Below are 13,585 nucleotides of genomic sequence, written 5' to 3'. Positions count from 1 at the left end.
ACGGCACGATGGTCGAGTGTCTGAAGCTGGGCCTGATACAGCCGATCCCGACCTGTTGATCGACTTCAGAGACGTTTCGCTGCGTCGCGGCGGACGCACCTTGGTCGGTCCGCTGGACTGGGCCGTCGAAATCGACGAGCGTTGGGTGATCCTGGGCCCCAACGGCGCCGGCAAGACCTCCTTGCTTCGGATGGCCGCCGCCTCCGAGCACCCGTCCTCGGGGGTTGCCTTCGTCCTGGGCGAACGGCTGGGCCGGGTCGACGTGTCGGAGCTGCGCGCGCGCATCGGGCTGAGTTCCTCGGCCCTGGCGCAGCGCATACCCACCGACGAAGTGGTGCGAGACCTCGTCGTATCGGCCGGCTACGCGGTGTTGGGCAGGTGGCGGGAGCGCTACGAGGACGTCGACTACCGCCGGGCCGTCGACATGCTAGAGAGCCTGGGCGCCGAGCATCTGGCCGACCGCACCTACGGAACCCTGTCCGAGGGGGAGCGCAAGCGGGTCCTGATCGCCCGTGCGTTGATGACCGACCCCGAACTGTTGCTGCTCGATGAGCCCGCGGCCGGCCTCGACTTGGGCGGCCGCGAGGAATTGGTGGCGCGGCTGGCCGATCTGGCCGCCGACCCGGATGCGCCCGCCCTGGTGCTGGTCACCCACCATGTCGAAGAGGTTCCTCCCGGCTTCAGCCACTGCCTGCTGCTGGCGGAGGGCCACGTCGTGGCATCGGGCCTATTGTCCGACGTGCTCACCGCCGAAAACCTGTCGGCCGCATTCGGCCAACAGATTGCCGTCGATTTCGTCGACGGGCGATATTTCGCCCGCCGGATCCGCGCCCGCGCAGCCCACCGGAGGCAGCAATGAATTCCCCGCCAGACCCCGTTCCATTGCAGGCCAGGCCCGCAGCAACCGTGATGCTGGTCCGCGACACCGGGCTCGACACCGGACTCTCGGTATTCCTGATGCGACGACACGCGGCGATGGATTTCGCTGCCGGGGTGATGGTGTTTCCCGGCGGCGGCGTCGACGACCGGGACCGCAACGCCGACCTGGGCGGGCTGGGGGCCTGGGCCGGCCCGCCGCCGTTGTGGTGGGCCCAGCGCTTCGGCATCCAACCCGATCTGGCTGAGGCGCTGGTCTGCGCCGCGGCGCGCGAGACGTTCGAGGAATCCGGGGTGTTGTTCGCCGGACCGGCCGACGACCCCGACGGCATCGTCGGTGACGCCTCGATATACAGCGAGTCCCGCGCGGCGCTGGCCGACCACACGCTGTCCTTCGCGGACTTCCTGCGCCGCGAAAACCTGGTGCTGCGCGCCGATCTGCTGCGGCCCTGGGCGAACTGGATTACCCCGGAGGCGGAACGGACCCGTCGCTACGACACCTTTTTCTTCGTCGGAGCCCTGCCGGAGGGGCAGCGCGCCGACGGCGAGAACACCGAATCCGATCGGGCGGAGTGGATGCTGCCCCGTGATGCCATCGCCGACTTCGCCGCGGGCCGAAACTTCCTCTTGCCGCCGACCTGGACTCAGCTGGACGCGCTGGCCGGCCATACCGTCGCCGATGTGCTCGCCGTGGAACGCAAGATCGTGCCGGTGCAACCCAACCTCGCGCTCAAGGGCGACAACTGGGAGATCGAGTTTTTCGACTCCGATCGCTACAACCAGGCGCGGATCTCCGGCGGATCGACCGTTTGGCCGTTATGAACGAGTTCGTCAGCGTCGTGGCTGACCAGGGACTGGCCACCTTGGTGGTGTCCAGGCCACCCACCAATGCGATGACCCGCCAGGTCTACCGGGAGATCGTCGCGGCCGCCGACGAGCTGGGACGCCGCGACGACATCGGCGCAGTTGTGCTCTTCGGCGGCCACGAGATTTTCTCCGCCGGCGACGACATGCCCGAACTGCGGACCCTCAACGCCCCGGAGGCCGACACCGCCGCCCGGGTCCGGCTGGAGGCCATCGATGCGGTGGCGGCGATTCCGAAACCAACCGTGGCGGCCGTCACTGGATACGCGTTGGGCGCGGGGCTGACCCTGGCGCTGGCGGCCGACTGGCGGGTCAGCGGTGACAACGTGAAGTTCGGCGCGACCGAGATCCTCGCCGGCCTGATTCCCGGCGGCGGCGGCATGGGGCGCCTGACCCGCGTGGTCGGGTCCAGCAGAGCGAAGGAGCTGGTTTTCAGCGGGCGATTCTTCGACGCCGAGGAGGCCCTCGCGTTGGGCCTGATCGACGACATGGTGGCCCCCGACGACGTCTACGACTCCGCCGTCGCGTGGGCCCGCCGCTATCTGGAATGCCCGCCGCGCGCCTTGGCCGCCGCCAAGGCGGTCATCAACGACGTCTTCGAACTGGAAGCCACCGAGCGGGCCGCCGCGGAACGGCGCCGCTATGTCGAGCTGTTTGCCGCTGGTCAGCGCGGTCCTGACGGCCGTGGGCCGGGCGGTGGTAACACGGGCGACCAAGACGGTCGTTAGGCTGCCCTGCATGACGAGGAGCTCGGAGATACCTGCCGACGCGGCGCCCAACCCGCACGCCACTGCCGAAGAGGTGGAGGCCGCCCGGCACGACAGCAAGCTCGCCCAGGTGCTCTACCACGATTGGGAAGCCGAGAACTACGACGAGAAGTGGTCGATCTCGTATGACCAGCGTTGCGTCGAGTACGCCCGGGGCCGCTTCGACGCCATCGTGCCCGCCCAAGTCCACGCCGATCTGCCGTATGAGCGGGCGTTGGAGCTTGGCTGTGGTACCGGGTTTTTTCTGCTCAACCTGATCCAGGCGGGGGTCGCCCGGCGCGGCTCGGTGACCGACCTATCCCCGGGCATGGTCAAGGTCGCCACCCGCAACGGGCAGTCACTGGGGCTCGACATCGATGGCCGAGTGGCCGACGCCGAGGGCATCCCCTACGACGACGACACGTTCGACCTGGTGGTCGGGCACGCCGTGCTACACCACATCCCCGATGTCGAGTTGTCGCTGCGTGAAGTGATGCGTGTGTTGAAACCGGGCGGCCGGTTCGTGTTCGCGGGGGAGCCCACCACGGTGGGCAACGAGTACGCCCGCACGCTGTCCACCCTGACCTGGCGAATCGCCACCAACGTCACCAAACTGCCCGGCCTGGGCGGCTGGCGGCGGCCGCAGGAAGAGCTCGACGAATCCTCGCGGGCCGCGGCCCTGGAGGCCATCGTCGACCTGCATACCTTCGCCCCCGAGGACCTGGAACGGATGGCGAAAAACGCCGGGGCGATCCGGGTCGAGACGGCCAGCGAAGAGTTCAGTGCCGCCATGTTCGGCTGGCCGGTGCGCACGTTCGAATCCTCGGCGCCGCCCGGGCGACTGGGCTGGAACTGGGCGAGGTTCGCCTTCAACGGCTGGAAGGCACTGAGCTGGATGGACGCCAACGTCTGGCGGCATGTGGCGCCCAAAGGCTGGTTCTACAACGTGATGGTCACCGGGGTTAAGCCCTCCTGAGCCCTGCGGGCACCGGCGTCGTTTTCGGCGTCGACGACGTCGCCTACCTGCGCTCCGACGCAGGTACCGCCGCCCTTCGCGCGGTCGCCGATCTGGAACTGCGGGACGCGACCCGAATCGCCGACATCACCGCGGCGCGCGCCCGCTTCGGCGAGCGCACCCCCATGCTGATCGAGACGACCCTGCTACGACGCCGGGCCGTGGCAAAACTGGGTGGGCTGTGCCCGAGTACGCCGGTGTCGGACTGGCTGTTCACCGACACCGCCTTGCAGCAGGCCACGGTGGCGGCGGTGGCCCTGCACCGGGCCAGGCGATTGGCCGATCTGACGGTGCACGACGCGACCTGCTCCATCGGCACTGAGCTGGCCGCGCTGTGCCGATCGGCGGCGACGGTGATCGGCAGCGACATCGACCCGGTACGGCTGGCGATGGCGCGCCACAACCTGGGGGGCGCGGTCGGGTTGTGCCGTGCCGACGCGCTGCGGCCGGTGACCCGGGACACGGTCGTCCTGGTCGATCCGGCGCGTCGCAGCAAGGGGCGCCGGCGCTTCAGTCCGGCCGATTATCAGCCCGGGCTGGGGCCCGTTCTCGACGTCTACCGCGATCGGCCGCTGGTGGTGAAGTGCGCGCCCGGGATCGATTTCGATCAGGTGAGTCGCCTGGGTTTCGACGGCGAAATCGAGGTGACGTCCTACCAGGGCTCGGTTCGCGAGGCGTGCCTGTGGTCGCGGGGCCTGGCCGCAGCTGGGGTGCGCCGTCGGGCCAGCATCCTCGACAGCGGCGAACAGATCACCGATTCCGAGCCCGACGACTGCGACGTGCGTCCCGCCGGGCGCTGGATCATCGATCCCGACGGAGCGGTGGTCCGGGGCGGCCTGGTGCGCCACTACGGCGCCAGGCACCGGCTGTGGCAGCTCGATCCCAATATCGCCTATCTGTCCGGCGACACCCTGCCAGAAGGGATACGGGGCTTCGAGGTGCTCGAGGCGCTACCGTTCGACGAGCGGCGGCTGCGTCAGGCCCTGAACGCGCTGGACTGCGGAGCGCTGGAGATTCTGGTCCGGGGCGTGCAGGTCGATCCTGACGCCCTGCGCCGGCGGCTACGGCCGCGTGGCGGCCGCGCGCTGTCGGTGGTGATCACGCGCATCGGTACGGGAAGCGCCAGCCACGTGACGGCATACGTTTGCTGTCCGTCGCGGTAGCGTCCGGGTACGCTGGCGGCGGTTACCCCTTTGCAACGCCACCGTCCGTTTTGGTCTGCGAGGAAAAATCAACGATGCGCTTAATGATTGCGGCCGCAATGCTTGTCAGTGCGGTCCTATTGGCTTGGCCGGCTGCCGCCGAGCCGCCGTCCTGTGCCAGCCTCGGCGGCAACGTCGAAGGCGCTCAGATGTGCCACATCCACGCGACGGGATCCACGTACACGTTGGACATCACGTTTCCCCAGGACTACCCGGATCAGCAGGCGCTGACCGACTACATCACCCAGAACCGGGACGGGTTCGTCAGCGTGGCGACCGGGTCCGGGCGACGTGATCAGCCCTATCAGATGGACGCCACCACCGAACAACACGCCGCCGGCCAGCCGCCGCACAACACCCGCAGCGTGGTGCTGAAGTTCTTCCAGGATCTCGGTGGCGCACACCCCTTCACCTGGTACAAGGCTTTCAACTACAACCTCGGGACCAAGCAGCCGATCACCTTCGACACCTTGTTCGCGCCGGGGACCACCCCGCTGGACGCCATCTACCCGATCGTCCAGCGCGAGCTGGCGCACCAGACCGGGCTCGGTGTGGCGATCCTGCCCTCCAATGGTCTGGACCCGACGCACTACCAGAACTTCGCCATCACCGACACCGACGTGATCTTCTATTTTGCTCAGGGTGAGCTGCTGCCGTCGTTTGCCGGCGCTACCCAGGCCCAGGTGCCGCGCAATGCCATCCCGCCCCTGGCGATCTGAGGTTCACACGGGGCCGGCCAGCGATTCCATCGCCGCGGCGCCGATGCCCAGCGTCAGCTGGGCCACACACCCGATGATCGGCACCACGAAGGCCACGTTGTGCCGTGCGAGCCGGTACACGCTGATGATGAGATCGGCGAGAAATATCACGATGCCGCCCCAAAAACCCAGCCCGATCGCTTTGTCGACCCAGGAGGGATCACCGCAGGTCTGGTAGCCGCACGGGTCGGTACCCATGACGAGCAGGCCCAACACCAACATCGTCACCACGAATAAGAAGGCGTGCAGGACCAGCAGGGCGATGGTGAGGGTGACATTTACCGCTCGATGGGCCTTGGCGCGACGGCTGCCGGCGCCGCCGGTGTGCACCGGGGCGAGATCGTCGGTAGACACCCAACAAGTATGGCCGCTAGGCCGGCGCGAAGCTGTATACCTGGCCGTCGCTGGTCGCAGTTACCACGCGGCCGTCGACGGCGATCGACACCCCGACCGGATATCCGGTCGCCGCGGGCAGCGAATAGCTGTTGATCGTGTGGCCGTCCGCCGGGTTGAACACCAGCAACGACATACCGGGTCCGCCTTCGTGGGGCGGACCCGCGACGATCGTGTAGCCGACGTTTCCGGCCGCCAGGCTGGACGTCGATAGGGGCGTGACGTCATCGCGGCGCCAGGCCTGGTCGGCATGGTCGCCCGCGTCGCGAAACGCCGCCAGCCGGGTGTCGGGGCCGCCGCCGGAAACGATCAGGCCCTCCGGGGTGACCGTCGACGGTGTCTGAGCCAGAAATCCCAACGGCACCGACCACTTCACCTTGCCGTCCGTTGCGTGCAGGGCCCACAGCCGTTGGTCGCAGCCGTTGACGTACACGGTTTCGCCGTCGGCCGATAGCACCGGACTGGCAAGTACGCCGTCTTTGACGGCGTCGCTGGTCCACTCCCGAACCAGTTGCTGCGCGTGGTACTTGAGCCCGACCAGCCCCGCCGCCGGCGCTCCGGGTTGCCAGACGCCGACCACCACCGTGCCGTTGACCTTCGAGAACGCCGGGGCCGCCGCCACCGGGCAGCCCTGTCGTGCCGGAGCGCAGTCGGCCAGACCACGCGCCGGATCAGTCGGATCGACGCCCTCCACCAGATCCATCGGGCTGCCTACGATCTTGCCGCGGTGGGCGTCGAACACCAGCATCTGTCCCAGATGGGTGGCCACGAGTAGGTGGCCGTTGCCCAAAAATCGCGGGGTGGACGGCATGCCGATCACCGGTTGGCGCCAGCGCGTCCACTGGGTGACGGGGAAGGCAACGATCGCGCCCGGCTGGCCGACGTAGAGGTTGTCGAATCCGTCGAACAACGGACCGGCGAAGCCGCCGCCCTGGACCAGCCGAACACACCAGCGTTGCCGGCCGTTGTCGTTGTTCTCCCACTCCATCAGCGAACACCCGGCCGGGGTCTGCGAGTTGAGCGCGAGGTAGCCGCGCCCGCTCAACGCCGGCCCGGCGGCCAGACTTCCCTTGACCGAACGCGTCCACTTCAGCGCCAGCTTGCTGGAGCCGGCGGTGGTGGTGTAGCTGCTGTTGGCGGCGTCGCCGTACTGTGCGGGCCAACCTAGCGCGGGTGCGGCGTCCACCCACGAATCGGTATTGCCGCAGCCGCCCAGCCCGATCGTGAGTGCAGCCGCGAGAGCGGTCGTCAGGAGACGTCGGGCAAACACCGGATGATTTCGCAGGGTTCCCAAATCCTTCCGCTACGCGGTAGCTCACGGGGTCCGGCCCGTCTGCATGAGCAGCGATCGAGTACAGGTGAGGGTAACGCGTGGCGGTGTACTCGTGGCGATTGCCCGACGTCCTTCGGGGTGGTCAGGCCTCGGGACGCTGTGCGTCGTGCATCGGCGTCACGCTAGGCTTTCCGCCCATGACGACCATGTGGGGTGCGCCGCTTCATCGCCGCTGGCACGGGTCGCGGTTGCGGGACCCCCGCCAGGCCAAGTTCCTGACGCTGGCATCGCTGAAATGGGTGCTGGCCAACCGCGCGTACACGCCGTGGTACCTGGTGCGGTACTGGCGGCTGCTCAAGTTCAAACTCGCCAACCCGCACATCATTACCCGGGGCATGGTCTTCCTCGGGAAGGGCGTGGAAATCCATGCGACACCTGAGCTGGCGCAGCTCGAGATTGGCCGCTGGGTGCACATCGGGGACAAGAACACCATTCGTGCCCACGAGGGATCGCTGCGCTTCGGCGACAAGGTGGTGCTGGGCCGCGACAACGTCATCAACTGCTACCTCGACATCGAGTTGGGGGACTCGGCGTTGATGGCCGATTGGTGCTACGTCTGCGACTTCGATCACCGGATGGACGACATCAACGTCCCGATCAAAGACCAGGGGATCATCAAGTCGCCGGTGCGGATCGGGCCTGACACCTGGGTCGGTGTCAAAGTGACGGTGCTGCGTGGCACGTCGGTGGGGTGCGGTTGTGTGCTGGGCGCGCATGCGGTGGTCCGTGGTGACATCCCCGACTATTCGATCGCGGTGGGATCACCGGCCAAGGTGGTCAAGAACCGCCAGCTGTCCTGGGAGACCTCGGCGGCTCAGCGCGCGGAGCTGGCCGCGGCGCTGGCCGACATCGAGCGCAAGAAGGCGGCTCACTAGTCGGCGGTGCGCCTGGCGCCTCAGGCGGTGGCGAACAGATGATTGTGTGCGATCCACTCGCTGATCCGAGCCATGGTGGCCGGTAGCACTCGCGCCGAGAACACGAGATGGTCGGAGCCGGGAATCTCGACGAAGGTGCCGTTGCGGTACCGGCCGGCCGTTTGGCGTGCGATCCCGCTCCCCACGATGCGGTCGTACTCGCCGCCTAACACCAGAACCGGACCCGTGACCGCGGGGTAGTCGACGCGCGCGACCTTGGAGCGGTCCAGCCAGGGCAGGGCCAGCTCGAAGAACAACACGCGTCCGGACTCGCAGACCAGATCATCGAACATTTCGCGGGCCGCGCCGGCCGACTGGGCTCCGGCGATACCGGTCCGAAACCGGGGCCACGACGGGGGCGCTACCGGCTTGGTCCATGGCCGCGGCCGCAGCGCGTGCCGCATCGAAAGGCCCGCCGTTGTGCGGTTCAGACCAACGGGTCCGACCGGCGAGGGGCAGGCGGCGACCACGCCGATGTGGCGGGTTCGCGCTGCCACCAGCTGGACCAGCAGGCCGCCCAGGGAGTGTCCGACCAGCAGGGGCGCGGAGTCGAGCGAGGCCACCAGCTCGACCAGGTCATCGGCGTAGTCACGCAGGCTCAGCGTGGCAATGCGGGCCGCGCCGTCGGGCAACGGCAATTCGTGATGGCGCAACGTCGGAGTGTGGACCGTGTAGCCGTGGTGTTCGAAAGCGGACCGGGCGCCGGCCAGCTGCCGGCCGCGGCTCCATGCGCCATGAATCAGGACGACATGTTTGCGCACTCCTGCAGTATTGCTGTCGCGGTCCTACTCGGGGTGGTCGTCGACCTTGAAGTCGAACCGGACATCGCCGGCGTCGATGCTGGTCACGGTCACATTGACGCCATAGGTCTTGCTGCCGTCGATGAGCTTACACCGCAGTGTCGCGCCCACCACGCCCTTGAGGTTGTCGGGGCAGGTCACCGAGTCGGGTCGTTGGCCCACCTTCTGATACAGCTTGTTGCTGATGATGTGTGCGACCTTGTCCTTGTCGACGGTCTCCACCATGTCGAACTTGACGTCTTTGCCGTCGACGCTGGTCACGGTGACGTTGACGTTGTATGTGGAGTCTTTGACCTTCATTTCGCAGTTGAGCTGAGCCCCGACCTTGGCCGGGAGATCTCCCGGGCAGGTCACCGACTCGGGCTTGTTGCCGGAAGCGTCGGTCATCTTGGCCTTGATCTGCTCGGCCACATCGCTTTTGCTCACCGAATGCGATCCGGTTCCGATCGAACAGGAACAGGCGCCGGCGCTGGCCATCAGGCCCACCGCGGCGCCTGAGACCAGAAACGTCCGCACGATCGAATGAGCCATATCGCCTCCCTGGCGTCGACAACTGGGAATCGGCTGATAATTACATGTCAAACAGCTCCGGAAAGGCGAATCAGCCAAACACCAAGCAAACGCTACTGTTTGGCAAAGAGATCCGGCGCCCGCAGGTCAGCCGATGTCGTGATAGCGGCGCAACGCCTCGGCGCGTTCGGTGCCGTGATCCACGATCGGCGCCGGATATGTTGACGGGCATGGGCCGCCGCGCCGCTGAATCCGATGCACGTTGTCGACATCGCGCAGTTCGGGGACCCAACGTCGAATGTAATCGCCCGCGGGATCGAACTTTTCGGCTTGTGCGCTCGGATTGAAGATCCGAAAGTACGGCGCGGCGTCGGTGCCGCATCCCGCCGACCACTGCCAGCCGTGCTGATTGCTGGCCAGGTCACCGTCGGTGAGTTGGTCAAGGAACCAGGCGGCCCCCCATTGCCAGGGCAGGTGCAGGTCTTTGACCAGGAAGGATGCGGCGATCATCCGGACCCGGTTGTGCATGAACCCGGTTTCGCGCAACTGACGCATCCCGGCATCGACCAATGGATATCCGGTTTCTCCGGCCTTCCAGCACTCGAAAAGGCGTCTGGCGTTGGCGTCGGTGTCGGTCACGATGCCGTCGAAGTTGCTGTTCCAGTTGTGCCAGGCGCTGGCCGGCCAGTGGTGCAGGACGGCGCCATAAAAATCCCGGAACGCCAACTCACGTAGGTAACTACGCGCTCCGGTGCCGGTCAGGTCCATGCCCGCGACCATGGTCCGGGGATGGATGGTGCCGAACTTCAGGTGCGCCGACATCCGGCTGGTGCCCTCGAAGTCCGGCCTGTCGCGGTCATGCTCATAGCGGTCCAGCTTGGCGGTGCGGAATGCTGTCCATTCCCGGATGGCCGCGGCCTCACCGGCGGCCAGGTCAAGCTCAGTGCCCGGATCGGGGATCTCGCACTGCTCGATGTCGGTCTGCGCCGGATCCAGCCAACACGCCGATCCGGGCCCCGTGTCAGCCGGTGCTCGCCATCGCGCGTCCTGCCATTTGCGGAAGAACGGGGTGAACACCTGGTAGGGGCTGCCATCGTTTTTGACGACTCGACCCGGTGAAACCAGATACGGCGAGCCCGTCGCTACCAGTGGCACGCGGCCCAGCCCCGCTGCAACCCGTTCGTCGCGACGCCGCCCAAACGGCGCGAAATCGCCGGTAACGTGCACCGATGATGCCTCGATTGCTTTGGCTATCAGCGGAATCCGCTGCTCGGGCCGACCGCGTGTCACCAGTAGGCGGCCCTGCAGTGCATCGTTGAGTTGGCGAAGTGAGTCGCCGAGGAACTGCAGGCGGCGCAGGCCTGAGGAAGCTTCCAGGCGCGGGTCGACCACGAAGCAGGCGAGCACTTCCTCGCTATCGGCGGCAGCGGCCAGTGCCGGATGATCGCCAAGCCGCAGATCGCGGCGAAACCACAACAGAGCCCTTGTCATTGGGTGGTTCAGCGGTTGAGTCGCCAGACGTGGGTGGCCAGCACGGTGGCGAACGCGCACCACACGGCGTAGGGGAGCATCGCCAGCCCGGCGCGCCGATCGGCGTCGGCGGTTCGCCGCACCAGGTCGGCGCTGCTGGTTGCCAGGACCGCGGCACCGAGCGCTGACGCTCCCAGCCGGTGGAACCGGAAGAACAGCCAACTCCACCCGGCGTTGAGTACCAAGTTGATGCTCAACGCGCCGATGTAGCGGCGTGCCTTGTCGCGCTGGCCAGTTGCGTTCAACCGGTCGATGGCCACTGCCGAACTGGCGGCGATATCGCCGTAGAGCGTGGTCCACACCATGGGGAAGGCGACCGAAGGTGGCTGGTAGGACGGTTTGCGCAGTCGCGCGTACCAGTCTGAGGTTCGTGGCGGGCTGGCAATGCTTCCGCTACCGGCCGCCGCGGTGACCGCAAGCGCGGTGCCGGCCAGTGTCGATTTGTTCATTCTGATCCTCCGTCCGCGTGCGAATACGCTAAATCAGGTTGGTGAGCAGTGGTTTTGGGATCACTGGGCCACCAGATGCGATCGCCGATCAAGGTGAACAGCGCCGGAATTACCAGGGTACGTACGACGAAGGTGTCCAACAGAATTCCCAGGCCGACGATGATGCCCAACTGGGTCAGCACGATCAGGGGCAGCACAGCGAGCACGCAGAAGACGGCGGCTAGAACGATTCCCGCGCTGGTGATGACCCCGCCGGTGGCGGACACCGCCCGGACCATCCCGGCGCGCGCGCCATTTCGTGCCGACTCCTCACGGGCTCGGGTGACCAGGAATATCGTGTAGTCCACCCCGAGGGCGGCCAGGAACAGGAACGCGAACAGTGGGGTGCTGTTGTCCAGGGGGGGAAAGCCGAATACGTGGATGCTGGCCCAGCCGCCGAGTCCCAACGCGGCCAGCGCGCCGAGAATGGTGGCGGCCAGCAGGATCAGCGGAGCCAATGCGGAGCGCAGCAGCGCGTAGAGCACCACCAAGATGACGGCAAGGATGGCCGGAATCAGCAGGGCACGGTCGTGCTCGGCCGCGTCGCGTACGTCAAGTGCCTGCGCATCCGGCCCGCCGACCAACGCGGAGGGGGACGCTTGGCTGGCCGAATGTCGAAGCGCTGCAATCGTTGTGAACGCCCGTTCGGAGGATGGTGGGGCGTCGATCACCACCGACCACTTGGTCAGTCCGGCCCCGAACTTGCCGGAGCGGCCCGACTCGGTAACCGAGACCACGCCCGGTGTTGCGCCAATGGCTTGCCGCACTTGCGTCGCCTGCGCCGAGGGGGCTACCACCAGTGTGGGGTTAACCAGGCCCGCGGGGAAGTGCTGGGCCACGACGTCGTAGCCGGAAACCGAATCAGCTTTGACCCGGAACTGCTCGGTCTGAGACAGCCCGATGCGGGTGCCGAGCAGCCCGGTCGCCAACCCGATCAACAGGGCGACGGTGACCAGGGCGACCGGAGCGGGTCGGCGAGCCACCCGTTGGGCGACCGCATGCCAAAAGCCGGAATCGAGCGCCGTGGTGTCCTCGGCGCGGGGAATGAAGGGCCAGAACAGTCTTCGCCCACACAGCGCCAGCAGCGGTGGCAGCACCACTAGCACCGATACCGCCGCGACGACCAGCCCGCACGCCGCCAGGGCGCCCAGACTGCGGTTGCTGGGGGTTGCCGCGAAGACCAGCGTGAGCAGCGCCAGCACCACGGTGGCATTGCTGGCGGCGATCGGCGGTCCGGCCATGCGCACCGCCCGGGCCAGCGCGTCGCGGTGATCGCGGTGAACCGGAAGTTCCTGCCGGTATCGAGAAATCAGCAGCAGCGCGTAGTTGGTCCCGGCGCCGAAGACCAGCACACTGGTGATCCCCGAGGTGGATCCGTCGAAGTTCAGCCCGGTCAGGGCGGCGACCGCGGTCCCGACTGTGGTCGCGACCCGATCGGCGAAGGCGATCACCAGCAATGGCAGCAGCCATAGCACCGGCGAGCGGTAGGTGAGGATGAGCAGCAGCGCTACCAACGATGCCGTCACCGCCAGCAGGGTGATGTTTGCGTTGGTGAATGCATTGGCGATGTCGGCGCCGAAGGCCGGTCCGCCGGTGACATGGGCGTCCAGGTCCGCCGGCAGTCCCTCGTGTGCCGCCTCGCGCAACGCCTTGACAGCGTCGTTGAGGGCCAGGCCCGACAGGTTCGCGCTGATGGGCACCACCGAGATTGCCGCTTTTGTGTCGGCCGAGATCAACGGAGCTGCCGGTCGCGGGTTCGCGCCGGGGTGTGCCGAGGCCTGCATGCGCTGTGCTGCCTGTTGTGCCGCGCGGCGATCGGCGGCGTCCAGCGTGGTCCCGTCCGAGCGAGTGACGACCAGGATCAGTGGGGCCCGGTCGCCGCCGGGGAAGCGGCCCAGCTCGGATTCGACTTTCGCCGACTCCGCGTCGGCGGGTACCGACTGCGGTGCTTGCCCGGCCGCGGAGTTTCCTCCTACCAACACCATGAACACCGTGGCCAGTGCGACGACACCCACCGAGATCAGCCACGACCTCTTGGCCGCTAGCGCCGCCGCAAGTCTGTCCCAAACCACGTGCGCAAGTATTTCAGTTATTAAGTAATTTTGAATCAAGGGTGCACCCGGTGTGCTCCGCTGGTGCCGCACCAAATGCCAAAA

General features: G+C 67.1%; 14 protein-coding genes. 7 read left to right on the top strand and 7 right to left on the bottom strand.

Annotated elements, in window-relative coordinates; genetic code table 11:
- The first annotated feature begins 16 nt into the window (after positions 1-16).
- The 6 genes from MPSD_RS20680 (at position 17) to MPSD_RS20655 (ending at position 5,422) form a co-directional block, all read left to right on the top strand.
- On the top strand, positions 17-859 hold the full coding sequence (locus MPSD_RS20680) for an ABC transporter ATP-binding protein (protein ID WP_020786472.1): 843 nt from the start codon (positions 17-19) through the stop codon (positions 857-859).
- A complete protein-coding gene (locus MPSD_RS20675) occupies positions 856-1,698 on the top strand; it encodes an NUDIX hydrolase (RefSeq protein WP_015355090.1) in 843 nt (280 codons plus the stop codon). The genes MPSD_RS20680 and MPSD_RS20675 overlap by 4 nt, the downstream gene beginning before the upstream one ends.
- The gene (locus MPSD_RS20670; RefSeq protein ID WP_012393489.1) at positions 1,695-2,468 is read left to right on the top strand and encodes an enoyl-CoA hydratase; all 774 of its coding nucleotides are present in this window, start codon (positions 1,695-1,697) and stop codon (positions 2,466-2,468) included. Before MPSD_RS20675 ends, MPSD_RS20670 begins: the two co-directional genes overlap by 4 nt.
- Before the next feature lie 10 nt (positions 2,469-2,478).
- Positions 2,479-3,462, top strand: a complete 984-nt coding sequence (locus tag MPSD_RS20665; protein ID WP_020786473.1) for a class I SAM-dependent methyltransferase — start codon at positions 2,479-2,481, stop codon at positions 3,460-3,462.
- Between the two features lie 164 nt (positions 3,463-3,626).
- A complete protein-coding gene (locus MPSD_RS20660) occupies positions 3,627-4,664 on the top strand; it encodes a THUMP-like domain-containing protein (RefSeq protein ID WP_020786474.1) in 1,038 nt (345 codons plus the stop codon).
- A gap of 74 nt (positions 4,665-4,738) precedes the next feature.
- Positions 4,739-5,422, top strand: a complete 684-nt coding sequence (locus MPSD_RS20655; protein WP_020728139.1) for an esterase — start codon at positions 4,739-4,741, stop codon at positions 5,420-5,422.
- Between the two features lie 3 nt (positions 5,423-5,425).
- On the opposite strand, the gene MPSD_RS20650 is transcribed toward MPSD_RS20655, so the two are convergent.
- Both MPSD_RS20650 and MPSD_RS20645 read right to left on the bottom strand, forming a co-directional pair.
- Positions 5,426-5,815 (bottom strand): DUF6264 family protein, encoded by a 390-nt coding sequence (locus MPSD_RS20650; protein WP_012393493.1) that lies wholly within the window; start codon positions 5,813-5,815, stop codon positions 5,426-5,428.
- Between the two features lie 16 nt (positions 5,816-5,831).
- Entirely contained in the window at positions 5,832-7,148 is a 1,317-nt protein-coding gene (locus MPSD_RS20645) for an outer membrane protein assembly factor BamB family protein (RefSeq protein ID WP_051153650.1), read from the bottom strand.
- Positions 7,149-7,324: 176 nt separating this feature from the next.
- Here MPSD_RS20645 and MPSD_RS20640 point away from each other — a divergent pair, with 176 nt between their 5' ends.
- A complete protein-coding gene (locus tag MPSD_RS20640; protein ID WP_086085171.1) occupies positions 7,325-8,062 on the top strand; it encodes an acyltransferase in 738 nt (245 codons plus the stop codon).
- A 20-nt stretch (positions 8,063-8,082) separates the two neighbouring features.
- On the opposite strand, the gene MPSD_RS20635 is transcribed toward MPSD_RS20640, so the two are convergent.
- From MPSD_RS20635 to MPSD_RS20615, 5 genes are all read right to left on the bottom strand, one after another.
- Positions 8,083-8,862, bottom strand: a complete 780-nt coding sequence (locus MPSD_RS20635) for an alpha/beta hydrolase (RefSeq protein ID WP_086085170.1) — start codon at positions 8,860-8,862, stop codon at positions 8,083-8,085.
- A 24-nt stretch (positions 8,863-8,886) separates the two neighbouring features.
- Positions 8,887-9,432: an anti-apoptotic protein gene (locus MPSD_RS20630; RefSeq protein ID WP_020786478.1), complete on the bottom strand. Its 546-nt coding sequence runs from the start codon at positions 9,430-9,432 to the stop codon at positions 8,887-8,889.
- Positions 9,433-9,558: 126 nt separating this feature from the next.
- On the bottom strand, positions 9,559-10,902 hold the full coding sequence (locus tag MPSD_RS20625) for a cryptochrome/photolyase family protein (RefSeq protein ID WP_015355096.1): 1,344 nt from the start codon (positions 10,900-10,902) through the stop codon (positions 9,559-9,561).
- Positions 10,903-10,910: 8 nt separating this feature from the next.
- Positions 10,911-11,390 carry a TspO/MBR family protein gene (locus tag MPSD_RS20620; RefSeq protein WP_012393498.1) on the bottom strand — a complete coding sequence of 160 codons (480 nt, stop codon included), beginning with the start codon at positions 11,388-11,390 and terminating at the stop codon, positions 10,911-10,913.
- The gene (locus MPSD_RS20615; protein WP_086085169.1) at positions 11,387-13,501 is read right to left on the bottom strand and encodes an MMPL family transporter; all 2,115 of its coding nucleotides are present in this window, start codon (positions 13,499-13,501) and stop codon (positions 11,387-11,389) included. Before MPSD_RS20615 ends, MPSD_RS20620 begins: the two co-directional genes overlap by 4 nt.
- Positions 13,502-13,585 lie beyond the last annotated feature (84 nt).

The sequence above is a fragment of the Mycobacterium pseudoshottsii JCM 15466 genome (genome assembly GCF_003584745.1).
In the GTDB taxonomy this organism is placed as follows: Bacteria; Actinomycetota; Actinomycetes; order Mycobacteriales; family Mycobacteriaceae; genus Mycobacterium; species Mycobacterium marinum.
Note: the sequence above shows the minus strand (reverse complement) of the source record. Positions and strands in the feature narration are given on the sequence as shown.